19 protein-coding genes and 1 tRNA gene are annotated in these 23,991 nt (G+C 34.5%); 10 read left to right on the forward strand and 10 right to left on the reverse strand.

The window, feature by feature from the left end:
* Nucleotides 1–115 precede the first annotated feature (115 nt).
* Entirely contained in the window at nt 116–553 is a 438-nt protein-coding gene (locus tag FQU23_RS13015; protein ID WP_165425772.1) for a helix-turn-helix domain-containing protein, read from the reverse strand.
* Between the two features lie 1,032 nt (nt 554–1,585).
* Between FQU23_RS13015 and FQU23_RS13020 the strand changes: the two genes are divergently transcribed.
* The 3 genes from FQU23_RS13020 (at nt 1,586) to FQU23_RS13030 (ending at nt 12,063) form a co-directional block, all read left to right on the forward strand.
* The gene (locus FQU23_RS13020; protein ID WP_147674216.1) at nt 1,586–2,056 is read left to right on the forward strand and encodes a T9SS type A sorting domain-containing protein; all 471 of its coding nucleotides are present in this window, start codon (nt 1,586–1,588) and stop codon (nt 2,054–2,056) included.
* Nucleotides 2,057–2,485: 429 nt separating this feature from the next.
* The gene (locus FQU23_RS13025) at nt 2,486–10,114 is read left to right on the forward strand and encodes a beta strand repeat-containing protein (RefSeq protein WP_147674217.1); all 7,629 of its coding nucleotides are present in this window, start codon (nt 2,486–2,488) and stop codon (nt 10,112–10,114) included.
* Nucleotides 10,115–10,140: 26 nt separating this feature from the next.
* Nucleotides 10,141–12,063, forward strand: coding sequence for a LamG domain-containing protein (locus tag FQU23_RS13030; protein WP_147674218.1), 1,923 nt, complete (start codon nt 10,141–10,143; stop codon nt 12,061–12,063).
* A 155-nt stretch (nt 12,064–12,218) separates the two neighbouring features.
* On the opposite strand, the gene FQU23_RS16245 is transcribed toward FQU23_RS13030, so the two are convergent.
* Both FQU23_RS16245 and FQU23_RS16250 read right to left on the reverse strand, forming a co-directional pair.
* Complete coding sequence (locus FQU23_RS16245) at nt 12,219–12,968, reverse strand: IS3 family transposase (protein ID WP_245181120.1); 750 nt, start codon at nt 12,966–12,968, stop codon at nt 12,219–12,221.
* A gap of 314 nt (nt 12,969–13,282) precedes the next feature.
* Complete coding sequence (locus FQU23_RS16250) at nt 13,283–13,420, reverse strand: transposase (RefSeq protein ID WP_245181121.1); 138 nt, start codon at nt 13,418–13,420, stop codon at nt 13,283–13,285.
* An 87-nt stretch (nt 13,421–13,507) separates the two neighbouring features.
* Between FQU23_RS16250 and FQU23_RS16320 the strand changes: the two genes are divergently transcribed.
* The gene (locus FQU23_RS16320) at nt 13,508–13,633 is read left to right on the forward strand and encodes a hypothetical protein (RefSeq protein WP_262887285.1); all 126 of its coding nucleotides are present in this window, start codon (nt 13,508–13,510) and stop codon (nt 13,631–13,633) included.
* Nucleotides 13,634–13,825: 192 nt separating this feature from the next.
* Here the strand turns inward: FQU23_RS16320 and FQU23_RS13040 are convergent.
* Nucleotides 13,826–13,899, reverse strand: a tRNA-Met gene (locus FQU23_RS13040).
* 155 nt (nt 13,900–14,054) lie between these two features.
* On the opposite strand from FQU23_RS13040, the gene FQU23_RS13045 reads away from it, so the two are divergent.
* Both FQU23_RS13045 and FQU23_RS13050 read left to right on the forward strand, forming a co-directional pair.
* Nucleotides 14,055–14,447 carry an START-like domain-containing protein gene (locus tag FQU23_RS13045; protein WP_132111458.1) on the forward strand — a complete coding sequence of 131 codons (393 nt, stop codon included), beginning with the start codon at nt 14,055–14,057 and terminating at the stop codon, nt 14,445–14,447.
* Between the two features lie 55 nt (nt 14,448–14,502).
* Nucleotides 14,503–15,342, forward strand: coding sequence for an aminotransferase class IV (locus FQU23_RS13050; RefSeq protein ID WP_147674219.1), 840 nt, complete (start codon nt 14,503–14,505; stop codon nt 15,340–15,342).
* Here FQU23_RS13050 and FQU23_RS13055 read toward each other — a convergent pair.
* From FQU23_RS13055 to FQU23_RS13075, 5 genes are all read right to left on the reverse strand, one after another.
* Nucleotides 15,339–15,899, reverse strand: a complete 561-nt coding sequence (locus FQU23_RS13055; protein WP_132111462.1) for a YqgE/AlgH family protein — start codon at nt 15,897–15,899, stop codon at nt 15,339–15,341. The two genes, FQU23_RS13050 and FQU23_RS13055, sit on opposite strands and share 4 nt — an antisense overlap.
* A 125-nt stretch (nt 15,900–16,024) precedes the next feature.
* The gene (locus FQU23_RS13060; RefSeq protein WP_091092421.1) at nt 16,025–16,297 is read right to left on the reverse strand and encodes an HU family DNA-binding protein; all 273 of its coding nucleotides are present in this window, start codon (nt 16,295–16,297) and stop codon (nt 16,025–16,027) included.
* Between the two features lie 178 nt (nt 16,298–16,475).
* Nucleotides 16,476–17,423: a methionyl-tRNA formyltransferase gene (gene fmt, locus FQU23_RS13065; protein ID WP_147674220.1), complete on the reverse strand. Its 948-nt coding sequence runs from the start codon at nt 17,421–17,423 to the stop codon at nt 16,476–16,478.
* Nucleotides 17,423–19,318 carry an ATP-dependent DNA helicase RecQ gene (locus FQU23_RS13070; protein WP_147674221.1) on the reverse strand — a complete coding sequence of 632 codons (1,896 nt, stop codon included), beginning with the start codon at nt 19,316–19,318 and terminating at the stop codon, nt 17,423–17,425. Before FQU23_RS13070 ends, fmt begins: the two co-directional genes overlap by 1 nt.
* Nucleotides 19,319–19,383: 65 nt before the next feature.
* Nucleotides 19,384–19,923, reverse strand: a complete 540-nt coding sequence (locus FQU23_RS13075) for an AAA family ATPase (protein WP_147674222.1) — start codon at nt 19,921–19,923, stop codon at nt 19,384–19,386.
* A gap of 152 nt (nt 19,924–20,075) precedes the next feature.
* Between FQU23_RS13075 and FQU23_RS13080 the strand changes: the two genes are divergently transcribed.
* The 4 genes from FQU23_RS13080 (at nt 20,076) to FQU23_RS13095 (ending at nt 23,477) form a co-directional block, all read left to right on the forward strand.
* Nucleotides 20,076–20,360, forward strand: a complete 285-nt coding sequence (locus tag FQU23_RS13080) for a DUF493 family protein (protein ID WP_132111470.1) — start codon at nt 20,076–20,078, stop codon at nt 20,358–20,360.
* A 92-nt stretch (nt 20,361–20,452) separates the two neighbouring features.
* Nucleotides 20,453–21,163 (forward strand): DUF4290 domain-containing protein, encoded by a 711-nt coding sequence (locus FQU23_RS13085; RefSeq protein WP_147674223.1) that lies wholly within the window; start codon nt 20,453–20,455, stop codon nt 21,161–21,163.
* Between the two features lie 106 nt (nt 21,164–21,269).
* Nucleotides 21,270–22,583, forward strand: a complete 1,314-nt coding sequence (gene murA / locus FQU23_RS13090; RefSeq protein ID WP_147674224.1) for a UDP-N-acetylglucosamine 1-carboxyvinyltransferase — start codon at nt 21,270–21,272, stop codon at nt 22,581–22,583.
* Between the two features lie 18 nt (nt 22,584–22,601).
* Entirely contained in the window at nt 22,602–23,477 is an 876-nt protein-coding gene (locus FQU23_RS13095) for a cation diffusion facilitator family transporter (protein WP_147674225.1), read from the forward strand.
* Nucleotides 23,478–23,548: 71 nt separating this feature from the next.
* On the opposite strand, the gene aroQ is transcribed toward FQU23_RS13095, so the two are convergent.
* Nucleotides 23,549–23,965 carry a type II 3-dehydroquinate dehydratase gene (aroQ, locus tag FQU23_RS13100; protein ID WP_147674226.1) on the reverse strand — a complete coding sequence of 139 codons (417 nt, stop codon included), beginning with the start codon at nt 23,963–23,965 and terminating at the stop codon, nt 23,549–23,551.
* Nucleotides 23,966–23,991: the final 26 nt, after the last annotated feature.

Below are 23,991 nucleotides of genomic sequence, written 5' to 3' on the forward strand. Positions count from 1 at the left end.
TTCAAGACTTCACTAAACCATTCTTTAGTAGTGATCGTTTTGATGTATATTTTGTTAATATCAAAATTGAAATCGCTATTAAAAAAGGGTGAGAGTGTAAAGTAGAACCTTTTTTTTATTCCTCAAAATCAGCTTTATTCATTTTATAATATTCTAATGGAGATACACCTGCAATTTCTTTAAAGCTTGTAAAGAAAGGGTTGTACGAGGTAAATCCGACCTTTTTTGATAAAGAATCTAACGTGTTATTTTTTAAATAGTTTTGTTCAATTTGATTGATGGCATCACGAATCCGAATTACTTTTTTATATTCAGAAAACGAGATTGTTGAGTGGTATTTAAATAAATAGGAAAGATGACTTTTTGGAATTTTTAGGCTATTCGCTAAGTCTGAAATAGTTAGATCGGAATTTCTAAATAATTCAAATTTCAGTGAGATTGATTCAATTTCCTTAATATAATCAATAATATTTGAATCTATTTTTTCTTTAAGTACTAAATGTTGGTTGTTATTTAATTGAATGTCAGTATTTTTTTTCCAAATATCATTCAAGACTAAAGTGTTATTTTTATTCTCATTAATCTTCTGGTGTAGGACATTATAACCGTAAAGAATTTCTGGAGAGCGTAATATTTTGAACAAAATGGTCAACCAAATCAATGCGGATATCCATTGATAACTGTGTCCTCTGATACTTTCATCAAAATATATTTCCTTTGAAATTGATATGAAAAGTCGGGATATCGTGAGTATTAGTCCAATAAATAAAAAAAGTGTCCAGTTATTTATTAATTTATTTTGTTTCTGATTCACTTTTATATCTCCTTTTCTAGTCCAAATGGTAGTTCTTAATAGTCGAAAACATAAAATGACATACGTAATGGCAAAAATAAAAAAGATCCCATATATTATGATTTCTATTTGTTTTGAATTATGATCGAAATAATCTCGATTGATAGTAGCTAAAAATAGCGCTACGGGAAATATGAAATGTAAAAGCTCCTTTGAATTTAGTTTTCTGTTATTTTCAGATATATTTTTAAAGTACAGATAACAAATTGGTATTACTATCAGTGAAAAGTTTGAATATTTGAAATAAGTAGTTCTAAAATTGGAGTCGAAAACGAAATTGGTCAATCCGGATAAGAAAAAACGTAAAGAAATAATAAGTATAAAAAGAATAATGTATAAGTTCATTATTCTATTGGATTTATAATGTGTAAAAATTAAAAAAGTCGTTATTAATCCAATTAATCCTGTAATTATGAAAAGTAAATTTGAAAGCATTTTTGTTAATTTTTTCTAAATTTAAAATTACAATTTTTTTTTAAAGTTGAATTATTTAGTTGCTATAAATTGAAAAATAACCAAATGTTATTTTAGAATGGTCTTTTTTTGGAAAATTATAACTCCTTCTTAATGTCAATATTTACAATCAGTCGCAATATTTTTTTTTCTCTAATTTATAGTTTTAGAGTTACTAAAAACTGAAAAGTTCTTACTAATCAATTGTATTTCCGTTTAAATGCATTTTTTATCGATGAAACACATTATTTTAAATTAATATTGTCTAAAATAAATTTCATGAGGTACTTACTTATATTTTTTACGGTCACCTTTCACGGGCAAGTTTTGCACCATCAAATGATATCATCTCAAGGTACGTCTAAAATTTTGTCAGATGGAACGGTGATATCTCAAACAATCGGACAGCAAAGTCTCACTGGAACTTCAAACAAGTATTATGTTGTGATGCAGGGCTTTCAACAAAGCTTTTGGGGAAACTATATTGCTTCTAATACAGTTGAAACAATCAAAACAACAACATTTCCTAATCCATTTGTTCAAACAGTGAACTTTGAATTTTCAAAAGTCATTACTGAAGAGATAGATATTAATGTATTTGATTTAGGCGGTCATCTGGTATTTGAACAAAAGAAAAAATCTGATAATTTAATTCTGACCATTACACTTCCTTTCTTGCCGAGCTCACAATATTTAGTTCGATTAAGCACCGCAAGTTTTACACATTTCACTAAAATCATCAAAATATGATAAAAAAATACTTTTTGTTTATTGCTCTTATCACAACTTGTAAAGTTTTTTCTAAGGGATTTTACCGGAATTTAGAAAATAATTTGAATCCTGATGTAACTCAAGCTTCATTTGGACTCCCAAATGTAAACACCTGTACTTTATTCATTAATTTTTATTATTTAGATCTAATAAATCCATTTAATCAGTTTATATGTAATTCCCTTTTTTCTTGTTTTAATCATTTCTCAATAAATAGTAATGACTTAATTCCGTTAGAATCGATCGGATCTACCACGTATTTAAGAAAAGGAATAAGGGCTTAACAATCCTTTAAATTATAATAGTATTCTTTTTTATAGAAACTAATATATTATTTACAATTCTCAAGAAAAGTTATCATTTACACTAATCGAATTTAGAATTCATTTCACTGAAAATTATTGAACCATGAAAAAAATAATTTTATTTTTTATATTTTTTTTATGCGCTAAGAGTTTTGCGCAAACCAATGGGATTACCTACCAAGCTTTAATTCTAAATCCAACAGAAGGAAAAGTATCAACTGCAACTAATACAAATTCACCTTTAGTAAGTAAGGATATTTGTATGCTATTTAAATTTGTTGATGAGTTTTCAAATGTTGAGTATCAGGAAGTTATTAGAACCAAAACAGATCCATACGGTATGGTTAACCTAATCATTGGAACTGGAACACAAACGGCTGGATATTCAACATCTTTCGATAAAATTTCTTGGGATTCAGTACAAAAGAATTTGGTGGTCGGGATAAGTTTTACTGGAGACTGTTCTTCATTTACAGAAATTAGCAATCAACCTTTTAGTTCTGTTCCTTTTGCTTATTCATCAATAAATGCTGTGAATGTTACAGGTGTTGTGGCCTTAGAAAATGGAGGTACAAATGCGACTACAGTAGTTGGTGCTAAAACTAATTTGGGACTTGAAAATGTAGATAACACTACTGATTTGAATAAACCAATTAGTACTGCTTCAAAATTAGCATTAAATTTAAAAGAAGATACTATAAATAAAAGTACTAATGTAACTACAGATGGAAATTCAGATATTAAATACCCAACTGTAAAATCTGTTAAAAACTATGTAGATTCAAGTGTTTCCTTCAATTTATTAGGTTTGACCAATGAAATTTCGAGAGCGACTTTAGCGGAAAATACTATCGCAGCAAATTTGGTTTCAGAAACTGAAAGAGCAACTTTAGCGGAAGCTACGATTGCAACAGCAATAACTGCTGAAACAAATCGTGCGACTTTAGCGGAAAATACTTTAACAACAAACTTAACTGCAGAAGTAAATCGCGCCACGACTGCCGAAGCGACTAAAGAAGATGCAGCAAATAAAAGTACAGATGGAAGTTTTGCTTCAAATTCAGATGTGAAATTCCCAACCGAAAAAGCAACGAAAACATATGTTGACGCAACTGCTTCATCCAATTCTTTGGCTTTAACCAATGAGATTTCTAGAGCGACTTTAGCAGAAAATATTATCGCAGCGAATTTGGTTACGGAAACTGAAAGAGCAACTTTAGCCGAAGCTAAAAACGCAACAGCAATAAATGCTGAAATAAATCGTGCGAATTTAGCGGAAACTACTTTGAAAACAAACTTAACTGCTGAAGTAAATCGCGCCACAACTGCCGAAGCCACTAAAGAAGATGCAGCAAATAAAAGTACCGATGGAAGTTTTACTTCGAATTCAGATGTGAAATTTCCAACAGAAAAAGCAACGAAAACCTATGTTGATGCAACTGCTTCATCCAATTCTTTGGCTTTAACCAATGAAATTTCTAGAGCGACTTTAGCAGAAAATACAAACGCAGCAAATTTGGTTACGGAAACCGAAAGAGCAACTTTGGCGGAAACAAACAACGCAACTGCAATTACTTCGGAAACAACTCGTGCGACTTTAGCCGAAACTACTTTGACAACGAACGTAGCGGCTGAAGTAAACCGTGCGACAAGTGCAGAAGCAACTAAAGAAGATACAATAAATAAAAGTACCGATGGAAGTTTTGCTTCAAATTCAGATGTAAAATTCCCAACAGAAAAAGCGACTAAAACGTATGTTGATGCAACTGCTTCATCCAGTTCTTTGGCTTTAACTAATGAAATTTCAAGAGCGACTACAGCCGAAAATACTTTTGCGGCGAATTTGGTTTCAGAAACTGAAAGAGCAACTTTAGCGGAAGCTACGAATGCAACAGCAATAACTGCTGAAACAAATCGTGCGACTTTAGCGGAAAATACTTTAACAACAAACTTAACTGCAGAAGTAAATCGCGCCACGACTGCCGAAGCGACTAAAGAAGATGCAGCAAATAAAAGTACCGATGGAAGTTTTGCTTCGAATTCAGATGTGAAATTTCCAACAGAAAAAGCAACGAAAACCTATGTGGATGCAACTGCTTCATCCAATTCTTTGGCTTTAACCAATGAGATTTCAAGAGCGACTTTAGCGGAAAATACTATCGCAGCAAATTTGGTTTCAGAAACTGAAAGAGCAACTTTAGCGGAAGCAAACAACGCAATAACAATTACTGCTGAAACAAATCGTGCAACTTTGGCGGAAACGACTTTAACAACGAACCTAACTGCAGAAGTAAATCGTGCGACGAGCGCTGAAGCGACTAAAGAAGATGCATCAAATAAAAGCACTGATGGAAGTTTTGCTTCCAATTCAGATTTGAAATTCCCAACCGAAAAAGCGACTAAAACGTATGTTGATGCGAGTACTTCATCCAATTCTTTAGCTTTAACAAATGAAATTTCAAGAGCGACTTTAGCGGAAAATACTATCGCAGCAAATTTGGTTTCAGAAATTGAAAGAGCAACTTTAGCGGAAGCTACTTTAACAACAAACTTAACTGCAGAAGTAAATCGTGCCACAACCGCCGAAGCGACTAAAGAAGATGCAGCAAATAAAAGCACAGATGGAAGTTTTACTTCGAATTCAGATGTGAAATTTCCAACAGAAAAAGCAACGAAAACCTATGTTGATGCAACTGCTTCATCCAATTCTTTGGCTTTAACCAATGAGATTTCTAGAGCGACTTTAGCAGAAAATATTATCGCAGCGAATTTGGTTTCAGAAACCGAAAGAGCGACTTTGGCGGAATCTACGAATGCAACAGCAATAAATGCTGAAATAAATCGTGCGAATTTAGCGGAAACTACTTTGAAAACAAACTTAACTGCTGAAGTAAATCGCGCCACAACTGCCGAAGCCACTAAAGAAGATGCAGCAAATAAAAGTACCGATGGAAGTTTTACTTCGAATTCAGATGTGAAATTTCCAACAGAAAAAGCAACGAAAACCTATGTTGATGCGAGCGCTTCTTCAAATTATTTGTCTTTAACCAATGAGATTTCTAGAGCAACTACATCGGAAAATGCTATTGCGGTGAATTTGGTTTCAGAAACCGAAAGAGCGACTTTAGCGGAATCTACTTTAACAACAAACTTAACTGCAGAAGTAAATCGTGCTACAACCGCCGAAGCAACTAAAGAAGATACTGTAAATAAAAGTACCGATGGAAGTTTTACTTCGAATTCAGATGTAAAATTCCCAACCGAAAAAGCAATTAAAACGTATGTTGATGCGAGCGCTTTATCCAGTTCTTTGGCTTTGAACAATGAAATTTCTAGAGCGACTACAGCGGAAAATAATATCGTCGCAAATTTGGTTTCAGAAACCGAAAGAGCAACTTTAGCGGAAACAAACAACGCAACAGCAATTTCTTCGGAAACTAATCGTGCAACTTTAGTGGAAGCTACATTAACAACAAACTTAACTGCAGAAGTAAGTCGTTCCACAGCTGCCGAAGCCACTAAAGAAGATGCAATAAATAAAAGTACCGATGGAAGTTTTGCTTCAAATTCTGATATGAAATTCCCAACCGAAAAAGCGACTAAAACCTATGTTGATGCGAGTGCTTCCTCCAATTCTTTGGCTTTAACCAATGAAATTTCAAGAGCAACTTTAGCAGAAAATACTATCGCAGCAAATTTGGTTACGGAAACTGAAAGAGCAACTTTGGCGGAAACAAACAACGCAACTTCAATAACTGCTGAAACAAATCGTGCGACAACTGCCGAAGCAACTAAAGAAGGTGCAGCAAATAAAAGTACAGACGGAAGTTTTGCTTCGAATTCAGATGTGAAATTCCCAACAGAGAAGGCCACGAAAACTTATGTTGACGCTTCTGCTTCTTCAAATTCTTTGGCTTTGACCAATGAAATCACCAGAGCAACAACAGCGGAAAATGCTATCGCAGCAAATTTGATTTCAGAAACCGAAAGAGCAACTTTAGCGGAAGCTACATTAACAACAAACTTAACTGCTGAAACAAATCGTGCGACAACCGCCGAAGCTACTAAAGAAGATGCAGTAAATAAAAGTACAGATGGAAGTTTTAATTCGAATTCAGATGTGAAATTCCCAACCGAGAAAGCGACAAAAACATATGTGGATGCGAGTGCTTCATCCAATTCTTTAGCTTTAACCAATGAAATTTCAAGAGCGACTTTAGCAGAAAATACCATTGCAGCAAATTTGGTTTTAGAAACTGAAAGAGCAACTTTAGCCGAAGCTACAAACGCAATAGCAATAAATGCTGAAACAAATCGCGCGACTTTGGCGGAAACGACAAATTCAACAGCAATAACTGCTGAAACAAATCGTGCGACTTTAGCGGAAGCTACATTAAAAACAAACTTGACTGTTGAAGTAAATCGTGCCACAGCTGCCGAAGCGACTAAAGAAGATGCTGTAAATAAAAGTACAGACGGAAATTTTACTTCGAATTCAGATGTGAAATTTCCAACAGAAAAAGCAACGAAAACGTATGTTGATGCAACTGCTTCATCCAATTCTTTGGCTTTAACCAATGAAATTTCAAGAGCGACTTTAGCAGAAAATACTATCGCAGCAAATTTGGTTTCAGAAAACGAAAGAGCAACTTTAGCGGAAGCTACAAATGCAACGGCAATAACTGCTGAAACTAATCGTGCAACTTTAGCTGAAACTACTTTATCGACTAATTTAACTGCAGAAGTAAATCGTGCCACAACCGCCGAAGCGACTAAAGAAGATGCAGCAAATAAAAGTACAGACGGAAGTTTTACTTCAAATTCAGATGTGAAATTCCCAACAGAAAAAGCAACGAAAACCTATGTTGATGCAACTGCTTCATCCAATTCTTTGGCTTTAACCAATGAGATTTCTAGAGCGACTTTAGCAGAAAATATTATCGCAGCGAATTTGGTTTCAGAAACCGAAAGAGCAACTTTGGCGGAATCTACGAATGCAACTGCAATAACTACGGAAGTAAATCGTGCGACTTTGGTAGAAACTACTTTAGCAACGAACTTAAATACTGAAGTAAATCGAGCAACTGCTGTCGAAGCTACAAAAGAAGATGCTGTAAATAAAAGCACAGACGGAAGTTTTGCTACTAATTCAGATGTGAAATTCCCAACAGAAAAAGCGACTAAAACGTATGTTGATGCGAGTGCTTCATCCAATTCTTTAGCTTTAACAAATGAAATTTCAAGAGCGACTTTAGCGGAAAATGCTATTGCAGCGAATTTAGTTACGGAAACCGAAAGAGCAACTTTAGCGGAAGCTACTAAAGAAGATGCTGCAAATAAAAGCACCGATGGAAGTTTTACTTCAAATTCAGATGTAAAGTTCCCAACTGAGAAAGCAACAAAAACCTATGTTGATGCATCTGCTTCTTCAAATTCTTTGGCTTTGACCAATGAAATTTCCAGAGCAACTAAAGCGGAAAATACTATCGCTGCAAATTTGGTTTCAGAAAATGAAAGAGCAACTTTAGCCGAAGCTACAAACGCAACAGCAATAAATGCTGAAACAAATCGCGCGACTTTGGCGGAAACGACAAATGCAACTGCAATAACTGCTGAAACAAATCGTGCAACTTTGGCGGAAGCTACATTAACAACAAACTTAACTGCAGAAGTAAACCGTGCCACAGTTGCCGAAGCGACTAAAGAAGATGCTGTAAATAAAAGTACAGACGGAAGTTTTACTTCAAATTCTGATGTGAAATTCCCAACAGAAAAAGCGACTAAGACTTACGTTGATGCTAGTGCTTCATCCAATTCTTTAGCTTTGAACAATGAAATTTCTAGAGCAACTTTGGCGGAAACTGCTTTAGCAACTAATTTAACTGCGGAAGTAAATCGAGCAACTGCTGCCGAAGCGACAAAAGAAGATGCTGCAAATAAAAGTACAGACGGAAGTTTTGCTTCGAATTCAGATGTGAAATTCCCAACAGAAAAAGCCACGAAAACCTATGTTGACGCATCTGCTTCATCCAATTCTTTGGCTTTAAGCAATGAGATTTCTAGAGCAACTACAGCGGAAAATGCTATTGCGGCGAATTTGGTTACGGAAACCGAAAGAGCAACTTTGGCGGAAACAAACAACGCAACTTCAATAACTGCTGAAACTAATCGTGCAACTTTGGCGGAAAATACTCTATCAACGAATTTAACTACCGAAACAAATCGTGCGACAACTGCCGAAGCTACTAAAGAAGATTCAGCAAATAAAAGCACAGACGGAAGTTTTGCTTCGAATTCAGATGTAAAATTCCCAACAGAAAAAGCGACTAAAACATATGTGGATGCGAGTGCTTCATCCAATTCTGTTGCTTTAACGAATGAGATTTCCAGAGCGACTTTGGCGGAAACTACAAATGCAACTGCAATTACTACGGAAGTAAATAGAGCAACTGTTGCTGAAGCAACGAAAGAAGATGCTGGAAATAAAAGTACAGACGGAAGTTTTACTTCAAATTCAGATGTGAAATTCCCAACCGAAAAAGCGACAAAAACATATGTGGACGCAAGTTCATCTTCAAATTCTTTGGCTTTAACTAATGAGATTTCCAGAGCAACTTTGGCGGAAAATGCTATTGCAGCGAATTTGGTTACGGAAACCGAAAGAGCAACTTTGGCGGAAACTTCCAACGCAACTGCAATCACTTCTGAAATAACTCGTGCAACTTTAGAGGAAAATACTTTAACAACGAACTTAACTGCTGAAGTAAACCGTGCCACAACTGCAGAAGCAACTAAAGAAGATGCTGCAAATAAAAGTACAGATGGAAGTTTTACTTCGAATTCAGATGTGAAATTTCCAACAGAAAAAGCGACAAAAACCTATGTAGATGCAAGTACTTCATCTAATTCATCATCTTTAGCAACAGAAGTTACTGATAGAACTAACGCCGATTTATTAAAAGAAGACAAAAGCAATAAAAGTGTAAGTTTAACTACAGATGGAGCATCAGACACTAAATATCCAAGTGTAAAATCAGTAAAAGATTATGTAGATGGAGAAATCAATACTTCTGAAACTGATACCCAAACGGCATTAAATTTAAAAGCAAATGTAGCTTCGCCAACTTTTACAGGCACCGTTTCTGGAATTGATAAAACTATGGTTGGGCTGTCAAATGTTGATGATACAACAGATGCTAATAAACCTGTTTCTATTGCTACTCAAACGGCTTTAGATTTAAAAGCAAATTTAGTTTCTCCTACTTTAACAGGAATACCAACAGCCCCTACAGCTGACTCAGGAACAAATACCAACCAATTGGCAACCACAGCTTTTGTTACAGCAGTAGCTTCCTCTTCAAACTTTGTAGATTTAACTACAGATCAAACTGTTGCGGGTACTAAAACGTTTAGTAGTACAGTTACTGGAAATTCTTTTGTGAAATCAGGAGGAACCTCAGCACAATATTTAATGGCTGATGGAAGTGTTTCTAACGGAACAGCTCCAGTAAGAGAAGAGGCGGATGAGTTTTCGGCAATGGCATCGCAAACTAGTTTTACTTTAACGCAAACACCATCTGTCAACAGTAAAGTAAGAATGTATGTAAATGGGATTCGAATCAGCAAAACGGCTTATAGTGTAAGTGGGACTACATTAACTTATATTCCTGCGAATAACGGTTCCTATTCATTATCGGTAAACGATAGAATTCAATTTGACTATTTTTATTAATAAATAGCTTCTAATACAGTTATATCATGAAGTTTTCTAAAAAAATATTTTTCTTTTTTTTGATTGTTGCTACTTTAGAAGGTTATGCTCAAAATACTTTGGATGTGTTAGGTTTAGACAATACTACACCTGCTGCCGGAGTTTATAGTTTGAGAAAATTAAGCAGCTCTTACGTTGGTAGTGCGATACAGGTAAGACGCAGTACTGACAATACTACTCAAAATATCGGTTTTGATAGCAATGGAAATTTGGATACCAATTCACTAACTTCATTCGTTGGTTCAGGAGATGGGTTTTTGACGATTTGGTATGACCAAAGTGGGACTGGAAACAATGCAATTCAAAATGCACTTTTAAATCAACCAAAAATTATAACTACAGGAGTTATTGAAAGAGCAAATGGATTACCAACTATTATTTTTTCAGGTTCGCAATTTTTGGTTGTAACATCTACTTCATTTAATAATGATTTAACAGGTTGCCTTATTTACAAAGCCTCCAGTTTAAATACAGGTAGTGGCAGTGCCGAAACCTGGTATTTCATGAATGGTATATTTGGTTCTGAGCAGTCCGGTGGCACTACAGACTTCGCATATGGTATTTACAATAATAAATTCACTGCAGGAAACGGCGGTACACCGGATAATTCTGTAGCAGGAAATACAACCGTAAACGATAATGCTATAAGGTTACATTCCTGGACTAGAAATAGTACAACTGGACAAATAAATTTATATGAAAATGGAACAAATGACGGTACTGCAAATTTTAACACGGGAATTCGTTTAGCTGTTCCATCAGTTGCAATTGGAGCCAATCAGACTTTTAGTGGAGGGCAAATATTTTATAATGGTAATGTGAGTGAGTTAATTTTATTTGCAGCGGTATTAACTACTCAACGTCAGACAATTGAAAACAACCAACGTCTTTACTATATCAGTTGCGCACCACCAACTATCAGCAGTTTTAATAATACGACTAAGACTTATTTTGATACCAATTATACTATTGTTCCACCTTTAAGTAATAGTTCCGGAGTCTTTACTTATACGAGTAGTAATCTATCAGTAGCAACAATAAGTGGGACAACAGTAAATATTATTGGCCCAGGAAGTACAACAATCACCGCAAATCAGGATTCAGACGGAAGTTTCTGTATTGGAAGCATTTCGTCTACCTTAACAGTAAATGCGATTTCTGTTTTAACAAAAAACGGACAAGTTTCTACAACTGATTTAAAGTATATCAATAAAAATGGGGCTGTAGGGGGTGATTTTGGGGTTAATAAAAATGGGCTCTCTGTACAAACAAAATCTTATGATTTATTAACTGGTTTGGTTATGAATTTGGATGCTGGTAATCCAGCCAGCTACCCGGGAACGGGTACTACTTGGACCGACGTAAGTGGTTTGGGAAATAATGGAACATTAGTAAATAACCCTGTTTATAATTCTTCGAATGGAGGTAACCTTGTGTTTAATGGATCCAATACCTATGTAAATGCACCACTTATAAAAACCGCTTCATGTACATTTTCAGTCTGGACAAAATCAACTTCTGCAACTAATATGTTGTTTAACGCTGGAAATGATGGCTCTGGTCCTGATTTATTTTTCTGGGGTGGTAAAGTGAGTTGGAATACTTGGGATAGCGACAGTAATCCTTTTGGAATTATACCTGCTACGGCAGCAAATGGTAATTGGCATAATTATGTGGTTGTTAACGATGCTGTGTCTAATACAGCGAGATTGTATTATGACGGCGTACTTTATGGAACAACGGCTGGCTACAGAAACGCCTCTGCAAATACTAACTTATATATAGGAGGCTCTAATGGTGAGTGGCCATGGGCAGGTGCAATTGGAAATTTCCAAGTTTATAATAGAGTTTTAAGTCCAGCAGAGATTATTCAAAACTTTAATAATCTTAAATCAAGGTACGGCTTGTAGGTATAATTTAAAAGTGATTCTATTAAAATATTATAACCTCCGATTAAAACATTGTATGTCTCGCCATTATGGATATGCAAACAAAAACTGCACATTAAGTTAAGCTACATTTTTGTAATTAATTTGATTGTTAAATTCTTCAATAGTTGCATAATTCAAAGCAGACTCGAGCGATAGCGAACAGGCGAAGCAATGCCTTCTTTTTCTGTTGTGCCAAACTTCAATGTATTGCTTCGCCTGTTCGCTTCGCTCGGGTCAAAAATTTCCTGTTTCATTTGCTCTTTAGAAATCAGTTTGTTCCCATAAATTAATTCAGTTTTTAAGGGTTTAAAGAAGCTTTCAGCCACAGCATTATCCCAGCAATTCCCTCGACGGCTCATGCTACGTGTTATTTTTTTATCGGAATCAAGAACATTTACAAACTTTTTGCTCGCATATTGAACACCTCTGTCGGAATGAAAAATCAAACCTTCATCAATATTGCGGTTTTTAACCGCCATTTTCCAAGCTCCAAGCGTAGTTTCTTCTGTACTCATTCCGTTATTCAAACTCCAACCGATAATTTTTCTGTCGTATAAATCCATAATAGTGGTCAGGTATACAAACCCTTCTTTAGTTTGGATATATGTAATATCCGAAACCCAAACTTTTGAAGGCATTTTTACAATAAACGCTCTGTTTAATACATTTTGGACAACTAAATAATTATGATTTGCGTTGGTTGTAACTTTGAACTTCTTGCTTAATTTGCTTCGTAAGCCAAGTTCTTTCATATATTTTGTAACTGTAATTGCTTCGCCTGTTCGAGCAAAGCTCTCGGGTCGTGAAACTTTATAGCCTAAATACTGTAATTCCAATGTTATTCTAGGACTTCCATATCTTTGTTTGGCTGCAAAATAAATCAATGTTATCTATTCTTTAATGGTGATTTTTAGTTGTTGTCTTGCTGTGATTGCTTGTTTTTTCCATCGGTAATAACTTCCGCTGCTCACTTGTAGAACTTTGCACATTTTTTCAATCGGGAATAGTTGTTCATTGCTTTTTATGAAACTATAAATCATCGACCGCTCTTGGAAAAAATTCCGATTGCTTTTTTTAATATATCACTTTCTAACTCGGCATCTTTGAGTCTTTTCTCTAGTTCGTGGATTTTTTCTTGCTCGGGAGTGAGTTTTAAATTTCCTTTCCCAGGAAAACTTCCTTCTCCAAATTCCTCGAACTATTTACGCCATTTATACAACTGTGGTGCTGTGACTCCCAACTCTCTGGCGAGTTCTGATACATTTGTTCTATCATAACTCAATTGAACGGCTTTATCTTTAAAAGCTTTGTCATAAATTTTGCGGACTTCTTTCAAAGGCTAAAATTTAGATTATTTCTTAACTTTCTGTGATGGCTAAGTTAGCATGTCCAAAAAACTTATTTAACGTGGGTAAATCAAGTCATGAGTACGGATACTAAGATTTTGTCTTCTCATTCAACAGATGGCGTTCTAAAAGATTATTATTTAGATCCCACAGTTTTGTCTGCAATCGAAAAAGGTGCGTTAGAAATTAAAATATTTGGGTAAAATTTAAAAGGTATTAATGAAAGATTAGTATCATTAATACCTTTTCTGCTTATTATCTAATGATAATTGTTATTTAAATTGATAAAATACCTCACTCCAACTCGTCATTCCACTATGATTAGGTCGGTATTCGATCAAATATTACCCCAATAAAAAACCCTTAAACAGTTGATGTTTAAGGGTTTGTTTGTGTAGCGAAGACGGGAGTTGAACCCGTGACCTCAGGGTTATGAATCCTGCGCTCTAACCGACTGAGCTACCTCGCCAAATGTTCCTGAATAAGTAATCCCTGAACGCGGGTGCAAATATAAACATAATTTTAGAGCACACAAGTATAAATCGAAGAAAAAAAAATATTTTTAAAAACGTTTTTTTTATGGCATTATATTCTATATATTCGAAAAAAATATAAATGTAGCTCATGGATTCAAAAGTACGTTACGAAATAGAGTTTCCAATAAATTCTTCTCCACAATTGTTATATCAATATATTTCCACACCATCCGGACTATCCGAGTGGTTTGCAGATAATGTTAACTCTCGTGGTGAGTTTTTTACATTTATATGGAATGATTCTGAGGAAAAAGCTAGGCTTGCCTCAAAGAAATCAGGGGAAAAAGTGAAATTCAAGTGGGTGGATGGAAATGGAAAAGATACCGAGTATTTCTTTGAACTACATATTTTAGTTGACGAGTTAACCAAAGATGTTTCTTTAATGGTGGTCGACTTTGCCGAAAAAGAAGAAATTGATGAAGCCACACAGCTATGGGAAAATCAAATCTCAGACCTGAAACATCTCATTGGTTCTGTATAGCAAAATCGCATATTATAACTTATATTTGCCCTAAACTAAATTTAGGGCTTTTTTTATGATTAATTTTAATGGGACTATAGTATCTCAGGATACTAACATATTGACGCAGAATCGTGCTTTTCTATATGGTGATGCTGTTTTTGAAACAGTAAAAATCGTAAATTCTAAAATTCTTTTCTTAGAAGATCATTATTTTAGGTTAATGGCGTCTATGCGTGTTGTTCGAATGGAGATTCCTATGAATTTCACAATGGAATACCTAGAAGAACAAATCCTCTCTGTAGCAGCTGCTAACTCACTTTCTAGTTCTTGTCGTACTAGGATCACTGTTTATAGGAATGATGGTGGTTATTATTTACCACAAACTAATACAGTCTCGTTTTTAATTCATTCTATCGGGATCGAAGAAGTATCGTATTCATTCAATGAACAGAAATATGAAGTTGATTTGTTTAAAGATTTTTACATCACTAAACAATTACTGTCTTCGATAAAAACAACAAATAAAATTCTAAACATTACAGCGAGTATTTTTGCCAGCGAAAATGGATTTGATAACTGTTTGTTATTAAACGATAGTAAGAATGTAGTGGAGGCGATTCAAGGTAATATATTTATGGTTACAGCCAATAAATTGATTACTCCGCCGGTTTCTGAAGGATGTTTGAATGGTATTATGCGAAAACAAATTTTAGATTTTGCTGAAAAAATGGATAATTTAGAGGTTGTAGAAGAAGCAATCTCTCCGTTTGACTTACAAAAAGCAGATGAATTATTTATTACAAATGTTATAAAAGGAATACAACCGATAACAAAATACAGAAAAAAAGAATTTGATGTAGTGATAGCAAAAGTGCTATTAGAAAAATTGAATGAGGTAGTAAGCAATACTTAGTTTAAGTAGGGGTTTTCGGGCGCATTAGACCAAATCATATAATCACCGCCTAATTCTAAGATCTGTTCTTTCCAGAAATGCTCGGAGGCTTTGCCGATGATTTTATTTTTATAGTTGTTGTTTGCTACAATCCATGAATTTGAAATCATTTCTAGTTCTAATTGATTTTCTTCCCATCCGGTGTAGCCTAGAAAGAAACGGATATTGTTTTTATTTATTTTTCCGTTGTTGATGAGTGTTTTTGTTGATTCGAAATCTCCGCCCCAATAGATACCATTCGAAATTTCGATACTGTTTGGTATCAAATCTGGGATATTGTGAATGAAATAAAGGTTGTCTTGTTCTACAGGACCGCCATTGTAGATTTTAAAAGAAGCGTTAATTTCAGGAAGTAGATCATGTATCGTATATTTTAAGGGTTTATTGATGATAAATCCTACTGATCCTTCTTTATCATGGTCCGCTAATAAAATGACAGATCTATTAAATGATAGATCTCCAATTATAGAAGGCTCTGCTATAAGTAGTTGTCCTTTTATTAGTTTTTCTGAAATCATTTTCGTTGTTTTTTTTTAATAAATTTAAGAAAAAATAGCAGAAATATCCAAATAAAATCGTTTAAAGACAAAAAAAAACCCTCCATCAGGAAGGTTTTTATTATAATAGGTTTTAAAACTTACAATTAGTTTACTGCACCTTCTAATTCTGCACCTGCTTTGAATTTTACAACGTTCTTAGCTGCAATTTGAATAGTTTTTCCTGTTTGAGGATTTCTACCGTCTCTTGCTGCCCTTGCTGAAACTGACCATGATCCGAAGCCTACTAGAGATACTCTACCACCTTTGTTCAAAGTTCCACTTACATTTCCTAAAAATGACTCTAAAGCTAATTTTGCAGCTGCTTTTGTGATTCCTGCATCAGCTGCGATAGCATCGATTAATTCTGATTTGTTCATAATAATAGTTATTAATTGTTGGTTATAAATAATTGTTAATACACAAATTTAGCAGGAAATCCTTACCGCGCAAGTGTTTCGGCTGATTTTAGTGCGTTTTGTTAATAACTTATTTTTTTTGTTCATAAAACAATGGTTATTTGTTGTGATTTTTGAAAATAACCCTATTTTATTGACTTTAAGAGACTTTTGCCTGGGCAGAAAATGTGACTCCATTTAAAAATTCAGGAGTTGTCATTTTCTTCTTACCAGGAAACTGTAAGCTTAGAATCTGGATAAAACCATTTTCTACTGCAATTTTCATTTCTTTTTTCGTGCAAACCATCGTGCCGATTGCTAAATCATGATCTTCAAGTATTGTTTTAGCATCGTATACTTTTACGTTCCATTCCTCATTTTTATCTAAAAACATGCACCAAGCTGCGGGATACGGACTCAGCCCTCTAATCAGGTTGTTGATTTCTAAAGCTGGTTTTTTCCAATCAATTTTACAGTTTTCTTTGTTTAGCTTAAATGCCGATTTAATATCTGATGAATCGGTTTGAATTGTGGCCCTCACATTTCCTTTTTCAATCAGCTCTAAAGTTTCTATAACTGTCGTACTACCCAAATACATTAAACGGTCGTGTAATTGTCCAGCATTTTCAGTTGGGTCAATTTCGGTTTCTGACCTCATGATCATGGCTCCAGTGTCGATTTTATCATCAATAAAAAAAGTAGTGACTCCTGTTTTTGTTTCGCCATTTATTATTGCCCAGTTTATTGGTGCAGCCCCACGATAATTAGGTAGGAGCGAAGCATGAAGGTTAAAGGTGCCTAATTCCGGCATTTCCCAAACTACTTTTGGTAACATTCTAAAGGCGACTACAATTTGCAAATTTGCATTCAGAGATTTTAATTCTTCTAAAAATGATTCGTCTTTTAGGTTAGTGGGTTGTAGTAGGTGTAAATTATTAGCTAAAGCATATTCTTTTACTGCAGAATATTTTATTTTTTGGCCACGACCGGCAGGTTTATCTGCGGCAGTAATGACTCCTACAACATTATATTTATTTTTGGTTATAGTATCCAAAATGCCAACGGCAAATTCGGGGGTTCCCATAAATACGATTCGTAATTTTTCCATTATAATTTTAAGGTATATTTATTATTCGACTTTATCTGTATGCGTTCGTTTTCTAATAGCTGCTGCAATACAAAGATAATATCCTTTGATTTTTTATTTGTTTTATTTTCAATTTCTCTCGAATTTAAATCTTCGAGAGTTAGTAAGGTAATTATTTCTTTTGAAAGACTGGTGCTATCTGTTTTCTTACTTTTTTTACTAATGCAGTAGGAACAAATACCGCAATCAGTGTTTGTCTTTTCTCCAAAATAGTCTAGAATCAACTTGCTTCTACACGCTTTTTGTTCACTAATATAATGTAATACTGATTTGAGTTGCTCTTTCTTAAGTTGATTTTGGTTTTCTAAATATTTAGAAACTCTAGATATGGTTCTTTCATCTTCCCGAATTTCATTAAAAATCAAAGTGGCATCATTATTTTTTGACTGGTAATCTACAATGTCTTTTTCTTTTAATTTTTGTAAAACGGCTAGTACTTGGCTTTCTGTATGTTTTGATTTTTTTGCGATTAATTGCAAATTAAAGGCGGTTGCCGTATCATAAATTCCAGCGTAAGTTCTAAGGATCGCTAAAATAATTTCTTCGTCGTTGCGATTCAAACTCATGTATCGAATTAGTTCCTTGGAAGGAATAACGAACTGTAACATGATCTTTTCTGAAAATTCTTGTGACAGCGTGATAATCCCTTGTCTGTCCAGAAACTGCATCGCATTATAGGTTTTTAGAACTGGGAATTTATATTTTATACAAAATTGATTCAAGTTAAACGAAAACCGTTCGTTAATGCCTTCTCCGTATGCGATCTGGAAAAAATTACACAACTTATTATACATTTCGTTGAGAAATTTTTTGTCTGGTAGAATGTGAATAAACTGATTTTCAGCCTGTTTAATATCTGAAGGATTGGTTAAGAGTACAGCAAATGCTTTTTCGCCGTTTCGTCCAGACCTTCCTGCTTCCTGATAGTAATTTTCCATATTTTCGGGAAGCTGAATATGAATCACGGTTTTGACATCTGCTTTGTCAATACCCATTCCAAATGCGTTTGTGGCGACAATAACCTGCGCTTTGTTTTTCATCCATAACTGCATGTTTTTATCTTTTTCCCTCGAAGTAAGTCCGCCGTGGTAATAGGTTGCTTTAAATCCTAACGATTGCAATTGGGACGAAATTTCGAGACAAGATTTTCTGTTTCTAACATAGATTATTGAAGATTGAGGATTTTTCTTAAGAATCTGTTCTATTCGAAAAAGTTTATCCTCTACTTCAAAAACCATGTAAGCAATATTTTTCCTAGCAAACGATTTCTGGAAAAGTTGTGGTTCTTGTAAACCGAGTTCATTGATGATGTCTTCTTTAACTTTAGGAGTTGCTGTTGCTGTTAAAGCTAAAAAAGGAACGGTAGGAAAATGGGTTTTTAAGTTGGAGATTTTCAAATAAGCGGGACGAAAATCATGACCCCATTGCGAAACACAGTGCGCCTCATCTATGGTTATCAAATTGATGGGCAGGGCTTTTATTCTGTCCAAAATCCAGTCTGACTGCAAGCGCTCTGGTGATAAATAGAGAAATTTATAATTTCCAAATTGGCAATTGTCCAATAAGTCAATCATTTCATCAGATTTGATTCCACCTGTTAGTGCGATTGCTTTAATGTTTCGCTGTTGCAAATTAGCCACTTGGTCTTTCATTAAGGCAACCAAAGGAGAAACGACTAGGCAAATTCCGCTCTTCATCATCGCTGGAATCTGAAAACAGACTGATTTTCCTCCACCAGTTGGCATCAGAGCAAAAGTATCCTTGCCGCTTAAAACGGAATCAATGATTTCATTTTGCAGCGACCTAAAGGAATCGTGTTTCCAGTATTTTTTAAGAATTTGTAATGCTTCTGACATCAATTATGAATTAGGATTACAAATTTCGAATTACAAATAAATGAGTTATTTACTCAAACAACTAATTACTTAGAAATTTCATCTAATATAAAAAGAATTCTGTTATTTATAGTGTCTTTAGGAACTTCTATAAGAGAATAGCCATAACCTTCGTAGGTTTCTATAAGGTGGCTTTGAATCAATTTTGCTTGTTCGTAGTTTTCGTAACGGGCCTCATCACTTACGTAAATCTCTTCCCAAGGCGGGAGGATAAAAATTTTAGTGTAGACATGTTCCTTACAAATAGTGTCAAAAAAGGCTGGATAGCTGTCCCCGATATAATGCATATAAGCCAAAACATCAGGAATTCCACGATCAATAAAAACAACATCATGAGATTCATTCAACGCATCATTGAATTGTTTTTTTCTTCCTTCAAGAAGTAGTTCGCTGAACAACAAGGGTTTTTCGAGAAATAATTGCTCGATGCCTTGTTTTTTTGCTTCTAAGGTTACCTCTCTGGAAATTTCAGGGTAGCAGCAAAAACCTTTGGCTACTAACCCATTGATAAGAGTACTTTTCCCTGTCCCGGGACCGCCGATAATTACTATGATTTCTTTCTGCACTTTTTGGAAATAAGGCGCAAACTTACTTAAACTTATTGGAAAATTAAAAAATGATTGCGCTTAAAATTATAGTTTTAAGGAAAAATTCATATTTCATAATTCATAATTTACATTTGAAACCGTATATTTGCTATTATTTTCTAATATATACAATGGATAAAAACACCGAAGAATTTTATGCGCGATTAAAAGTAGAGCTGGATAATAGTAATAGCTGGCCTGCTTTATATTTGTTTAAATTTATTGTTCCTTCTGTAAACGATAACGTGGAACGTGTTGAACTGGCTTTTGATTGTATGGGTGCCGTTATTACAACGACAAAATCCAAGACCGGAAGGTTTACCAGTATTTCAGTTGATGTTCAGATTAAAGATTCTCAAGAAATAATTGATAAATACCTGGAAGTTTCTACTATCGAAGGTATCGTTTCCTTGTAAATAGGAAAAAGACTAATTAAAGCAAACGTAAATACTTGTTTTGTTTGTACTTTAAATGAGTCTGTAACACTGAATAAAAATACAATTCACTTATGAATTCAAAATACCAAAAAGAAATCGCCAACGATGTTGTACATCATTTAGAATATAATGCTGAGCGATCGCATTTAATTATTCCGGAATATGGACGTCATCTACAAAAACTTATTGAGCAAGCAGTTGCGATTGAGGATAATGAAGAGCGTAATAAAGCGGCAAAATACATTATTCAAGTGATGGGGAGTTTAAATCCTCATTTACGTGACGTATTGGATTTTCAACATAAATTATGGGATCAATTGTTTATTATGTCCGATTTTAAATTAGATGTAGATTCACCGTATCCAATTCCTTCACGTGAAGTATTACAGCTAAAACCTGACGTATTGCAATATCCACAGAATTTTCCAAAATACAGATATTACGGTAATAATATTAAGTATATGATTGATGTTGCCAATAAATGGGAGGATGGTGATATGAAAAATGCACTAGTGAAAGTGATTGCAAATCACATGAAAAAATCTTATTTGAGCTGGAACAAAGACACTGTTAAAGACGATGTGATTTTTGAGCATTTATACGAACTTTCAGATGGTAAGTTGAATATGATACAAAATCCTGAAGAGCTTATTAGCACAACAGATTTATTGCGCACAAACAAACGAATTTCGAATAAAATTTTACCATTGGGGCAACCAAAAATTCAAAGTAATAAGAATTCAAAGCCAGGTAAATCGAAAACATTCACAAAAAAACAATAATAATCAGAGTTAGTGAGAGATTAAGACAGTACGAAATGGAGGTTAATTCTCCAGTTAATTCGAGATTGTTTTAAAAAATAAACTAAATAAATTTTACTACAAATATATGGGAATTTTCAAAATAGAAGGAGGTATTCGTTTAAAAGGAGAAATTACTCCGCAAGGTGCAAAAAACGAAGCGTTACAAATATTATGTGCTGTACTTTTAACTCCTGAAAAAGTAATAATCAACAATATTCCTGATATTATTGATATCAATAAATTAATTACACTTTTAGGAAATTTAGGAGTAAAAATACAGAAAAATGGTCCTAATTCATATACTTTTCAAGCAGACGACGTCAATGTAGATTACTTAGAAACAGAAGCTTTTAAGAAAGAGGGAGGATCTTTACGTGGTTCTATCATGATAGTTGGTCCGTTTTTAGCCCGCTTTGGTAAAGGATATATCCCAAAACCAGGTGGTGATAAAATAGGTAGAAGAAGATTAGATACACACTTTGAAGGTTTTATCAATTTAGGTGCAAAATTTCGGTACAACAAAGAAGATCATTTTTATGGAGTAGAAGCTCCAAAAGGATTGAAAGGAGCAGATATGCTACTTGACGAAGCTTCGGTAACTGGAACAGCAAACATTGTTATGGCTGCTGTACTAGCAAAAGGAATAACAACGGTTTATAATGCTGCTTGCGAACCTTATTTGCAACAACTTTGTAAGATGTTGAACTCGATGGGTGCAAAAATCTCAGGAGTTGGATCTAACTTATTAACTATCGAAGGGGTGGAAAACCTTGGTGGGTGTGAGCATAGAATTCTTCCTGATATGATCGAAATAGGTAGTTGGATTGGATTAGCTGCCATGACTAAAAGTGAAATTACCATTAAAAATGTAAGTTGGGATAATCTAGGTGTGATTCCAAGTACTTTTAGAAAAATTGGTATTACTTTAGAACGAAGAGGAGATGATATTTACATTCCTTCTCATGAAAATGGATACGAAATTAAAACAGATATTGATGGTTCTATTCTTACCGTTGCCGATGCACCTTGGCCAGGATTTACTCCGGATTTATTGAGTATCGTTTTGGTTGTAGCTACGCAAGCGAAAGGGGATGTTTTGATACATCAAAAAATGTTTGAAAGCCGATTGTTTTTTGTGGATAAATTAATCGATATGGGGGCAAAAATAATGTTGTGTGATCCGCATAGAGCAGTGGTTATGGGACATGATTTTCAATCACAGTTGAAAGCGACTACGATGTCTTCGCCTGATATTCGTGCTGGCATTTCTTTATTGATTGCTGCGCTTTCTGCAAAAGGAACAAGTACGATACAAAACATTGAGCAAATAGATCGTGGTTATGAAAGAATTGACGAACGACTAAGAGCTATAGGAGCAAATATTGTTCGTGTTGAATAATAAAGTGAATAACAAGTAATGACAAATGAACAAACTGCTGTAAAAGCAACTTACTTTAGTATTATTGGAAATACCTGCTTAGCTCTTATAAAAGGCTTAGCAGGTTTTTTTGGCAATTCATACGCCTTGATTGCTGATGCGATTGAGTCCACCACCGATATTTTCGCCTCGTTTTTAGTCTTATTCGGAATTAAATATTCGAATAGACCAGCTGATAAAAATCATCCGTATGGACACGGGCGTGCAGAGCCATTAATCACCTTTATTGTTGTTGGTTTTCTAGTTATTTCGGCTACAATAATTGCTCATGAGAGTGTTTTAAATATTCGAACTCCTCATGAATTACCTAAATCATGGACATTATATGTTCTAGGAGCAATAATTATTTGGAAAGAATATTCCTTTCGGTTGGTTATTCGAAGAAGTATAGAAACAAATAGTTCTTCATTAAAAGCTGATGCCTGGCATCATAGAAGTGATGCAATTACTTCTGTAGCAGCTTTTATCGGGATTTCTGTAGCTTTATTATTAGGGAAAGGATACGAGTCGGCAGATGATTGGGCGGCACTTTTTGCTTCGGTATTTATTATTTTTAATGCCTATCTCATTTTTAGACCTGCATTAGGTGAAATTATGGACGAACATGTATATGACGATTTGATTGAGAATATTAGAGATGTAGCGTTACAGGTTGAAGGAATTATTGATACTGAAAAATGTTTTATAAGAAAAGCTGGTATGAAGTATCATGTCGATTTACATGCAATAGTAAACGGCGCTATTACCGTAAAAGAAGGACACGATTTAGCTCATAAATTAAAAGATACCTTAAGGAGAGAATTACCGGAACTGGGGCATGTTTTGATTCATGTAGAGCCTCATTTGTATGATTAAATAATATAAAAAAAGGAGTTGGATTAGAAAATCCAACTCCTTTTAAGTTTTAGTGCTTTTTTAAGGAATATTTATTCTATAAAAGATAAAACGGCCAATTCGTAGCTTTTTAATCCAAATCCAAGGATAACCCCTTTTGCATTTCCAGAAATGTAGGACTGATGTCTGAAGCTTTCACGAGAATAAGTATTAGAAATATGTACTTCTATAACAGGAGTTGTAATTGCTTTTATTGCGTCCCCAATCCCAATAGAAGTATGGGTATAGGCGCCAGCATTCAATATGATTCCGTCATAAGAAAATCCAAATTCTTGAATCTTCCCGATTAGTTCTCCTTCAATATTACTCTGGTAGTAAGTAAATTCAATTGCTGGATATTTAATTTGTAAAGTAGTAAAATACTCCTCAAAGGTTTGTTTTCCATAAACCTCGGGCTCTCTTTTTCCTAACAGATTCAGATTAGGTCCGTTGATAATACAAATTTTCATAATCGATGTTTTTGTAAAAATAAAAA

The organism is Flavobacterium sp. XN-5 (genome assembly GCF_008033395.2).
GTDB classification, from domain to species: Bacteria; Bacteroidota; Bacteroidia; order Flavobacteriales; family Flavobacteriaceae; genus Flavobacterium; species Flavobacterium hiemivividum.

Bases quoted from the DNA above. Each gene is read 5' to 3' on its own strand.
- FQU23_RS13020 (WP_147674216.1), top strand. From the start codon at position 1,586: ATGAGGTACTTACTTATATTTTTTACGGTCACCTTTCACGGGCAAGTT.
- FQU23_RS13025 (WP_147674217.1), top strand. From the start codon at position 2,486: ATGAAAAAAATAATTTTATTTTTTATATTTTTTTTATGCGCTAAGAGT.
- FQU23_RS13030 (WP_147674218.1), top strand. From the start codon at position 10,141: ATGAAGTTTTCTAAAAAAATATTTTTCTTTTTTTTGATTGTTGCTACT.
- FQU23_RS16320 (WP_262887285.1), top strand. From the start codon at position 13,508: ATGAGTACGGATACTAAGATTTTGTCTTCTCATTCAACAGATGGCGTT.
- FQU23_RS13045 (WP_132111458.1), top strand. From the start codon at position 14,055: ATGGATTCAAAAGTACGTTACGAAATAGAGTTTCCAATAAATTCTTCT.
- FQU23_RS13050 (WP_147674219.1), top strand. From the start codon at position 14,503: ATGATTAATTTTAATGGGACTATAGTATCTCAGGATACTAACATATTG.
- FQU23_RS13055 (WP_132111462.1), bottom strand. From the start codon at position 15,899: ATGATTTCAGAAAAACTAATAAAAGGACAACTACTTATAGCAGAGCCT.
- FQU23_RS13060 (WP_091092421.1), bottom strand. From the start codon at position 16,297: ATGAACAAATCAGAATTAATCGATGCTATCGCAGCTGATGCAGGAATC.
- fmt (WP_147674220.1), bottom strand. From the start codon at position 17,423: ATGGAAAAATTACGAATCGTATTTATGGGAACCCCCGAATTTGCCGTT.
- FQU23_RS13070 (WP_147674221.1), bottom strand. From the start codon at position 19,318: ATGTCAGAAGCATTACAAATTCTTAAAAAATACTGGAAACACGATTCC.
- FQU23_RS13080 (WP_132111470.1), top strand. From the start codon at position 20,076: ATGGATAAAAACACCGAAGAATTTTATGCGCGATTAAAAGTAGAGCTG.
- FQU23_RS13085 (WP_147674223.1), top strand. From the start codon at position 20,453: ATGAATTCAAAATACCAAAAAGAAATCGCCAACGATGTTGTACATCAT.
- murA (WP_147674224.1), top strand. From the start codon at position 21,270: ATGGGAATTTTCAAAATAGAAGGAGGTATTCGTTTAAAAGGAGAAATT.
- FQU23_RS13095 (WP_147674225.1), top strand. From the start codon at position 22,602: ATGACAAATGAACAAACTGCTGTAAAAGCAACTTACTTTAGTATTATT.
- aroQ (WP_147674226.1), bottom strand. From the start codon at position 23,965: ATGAAAATTTGTATTATCAACGGACCTAATCTGAATCTGTTAGGAAAA.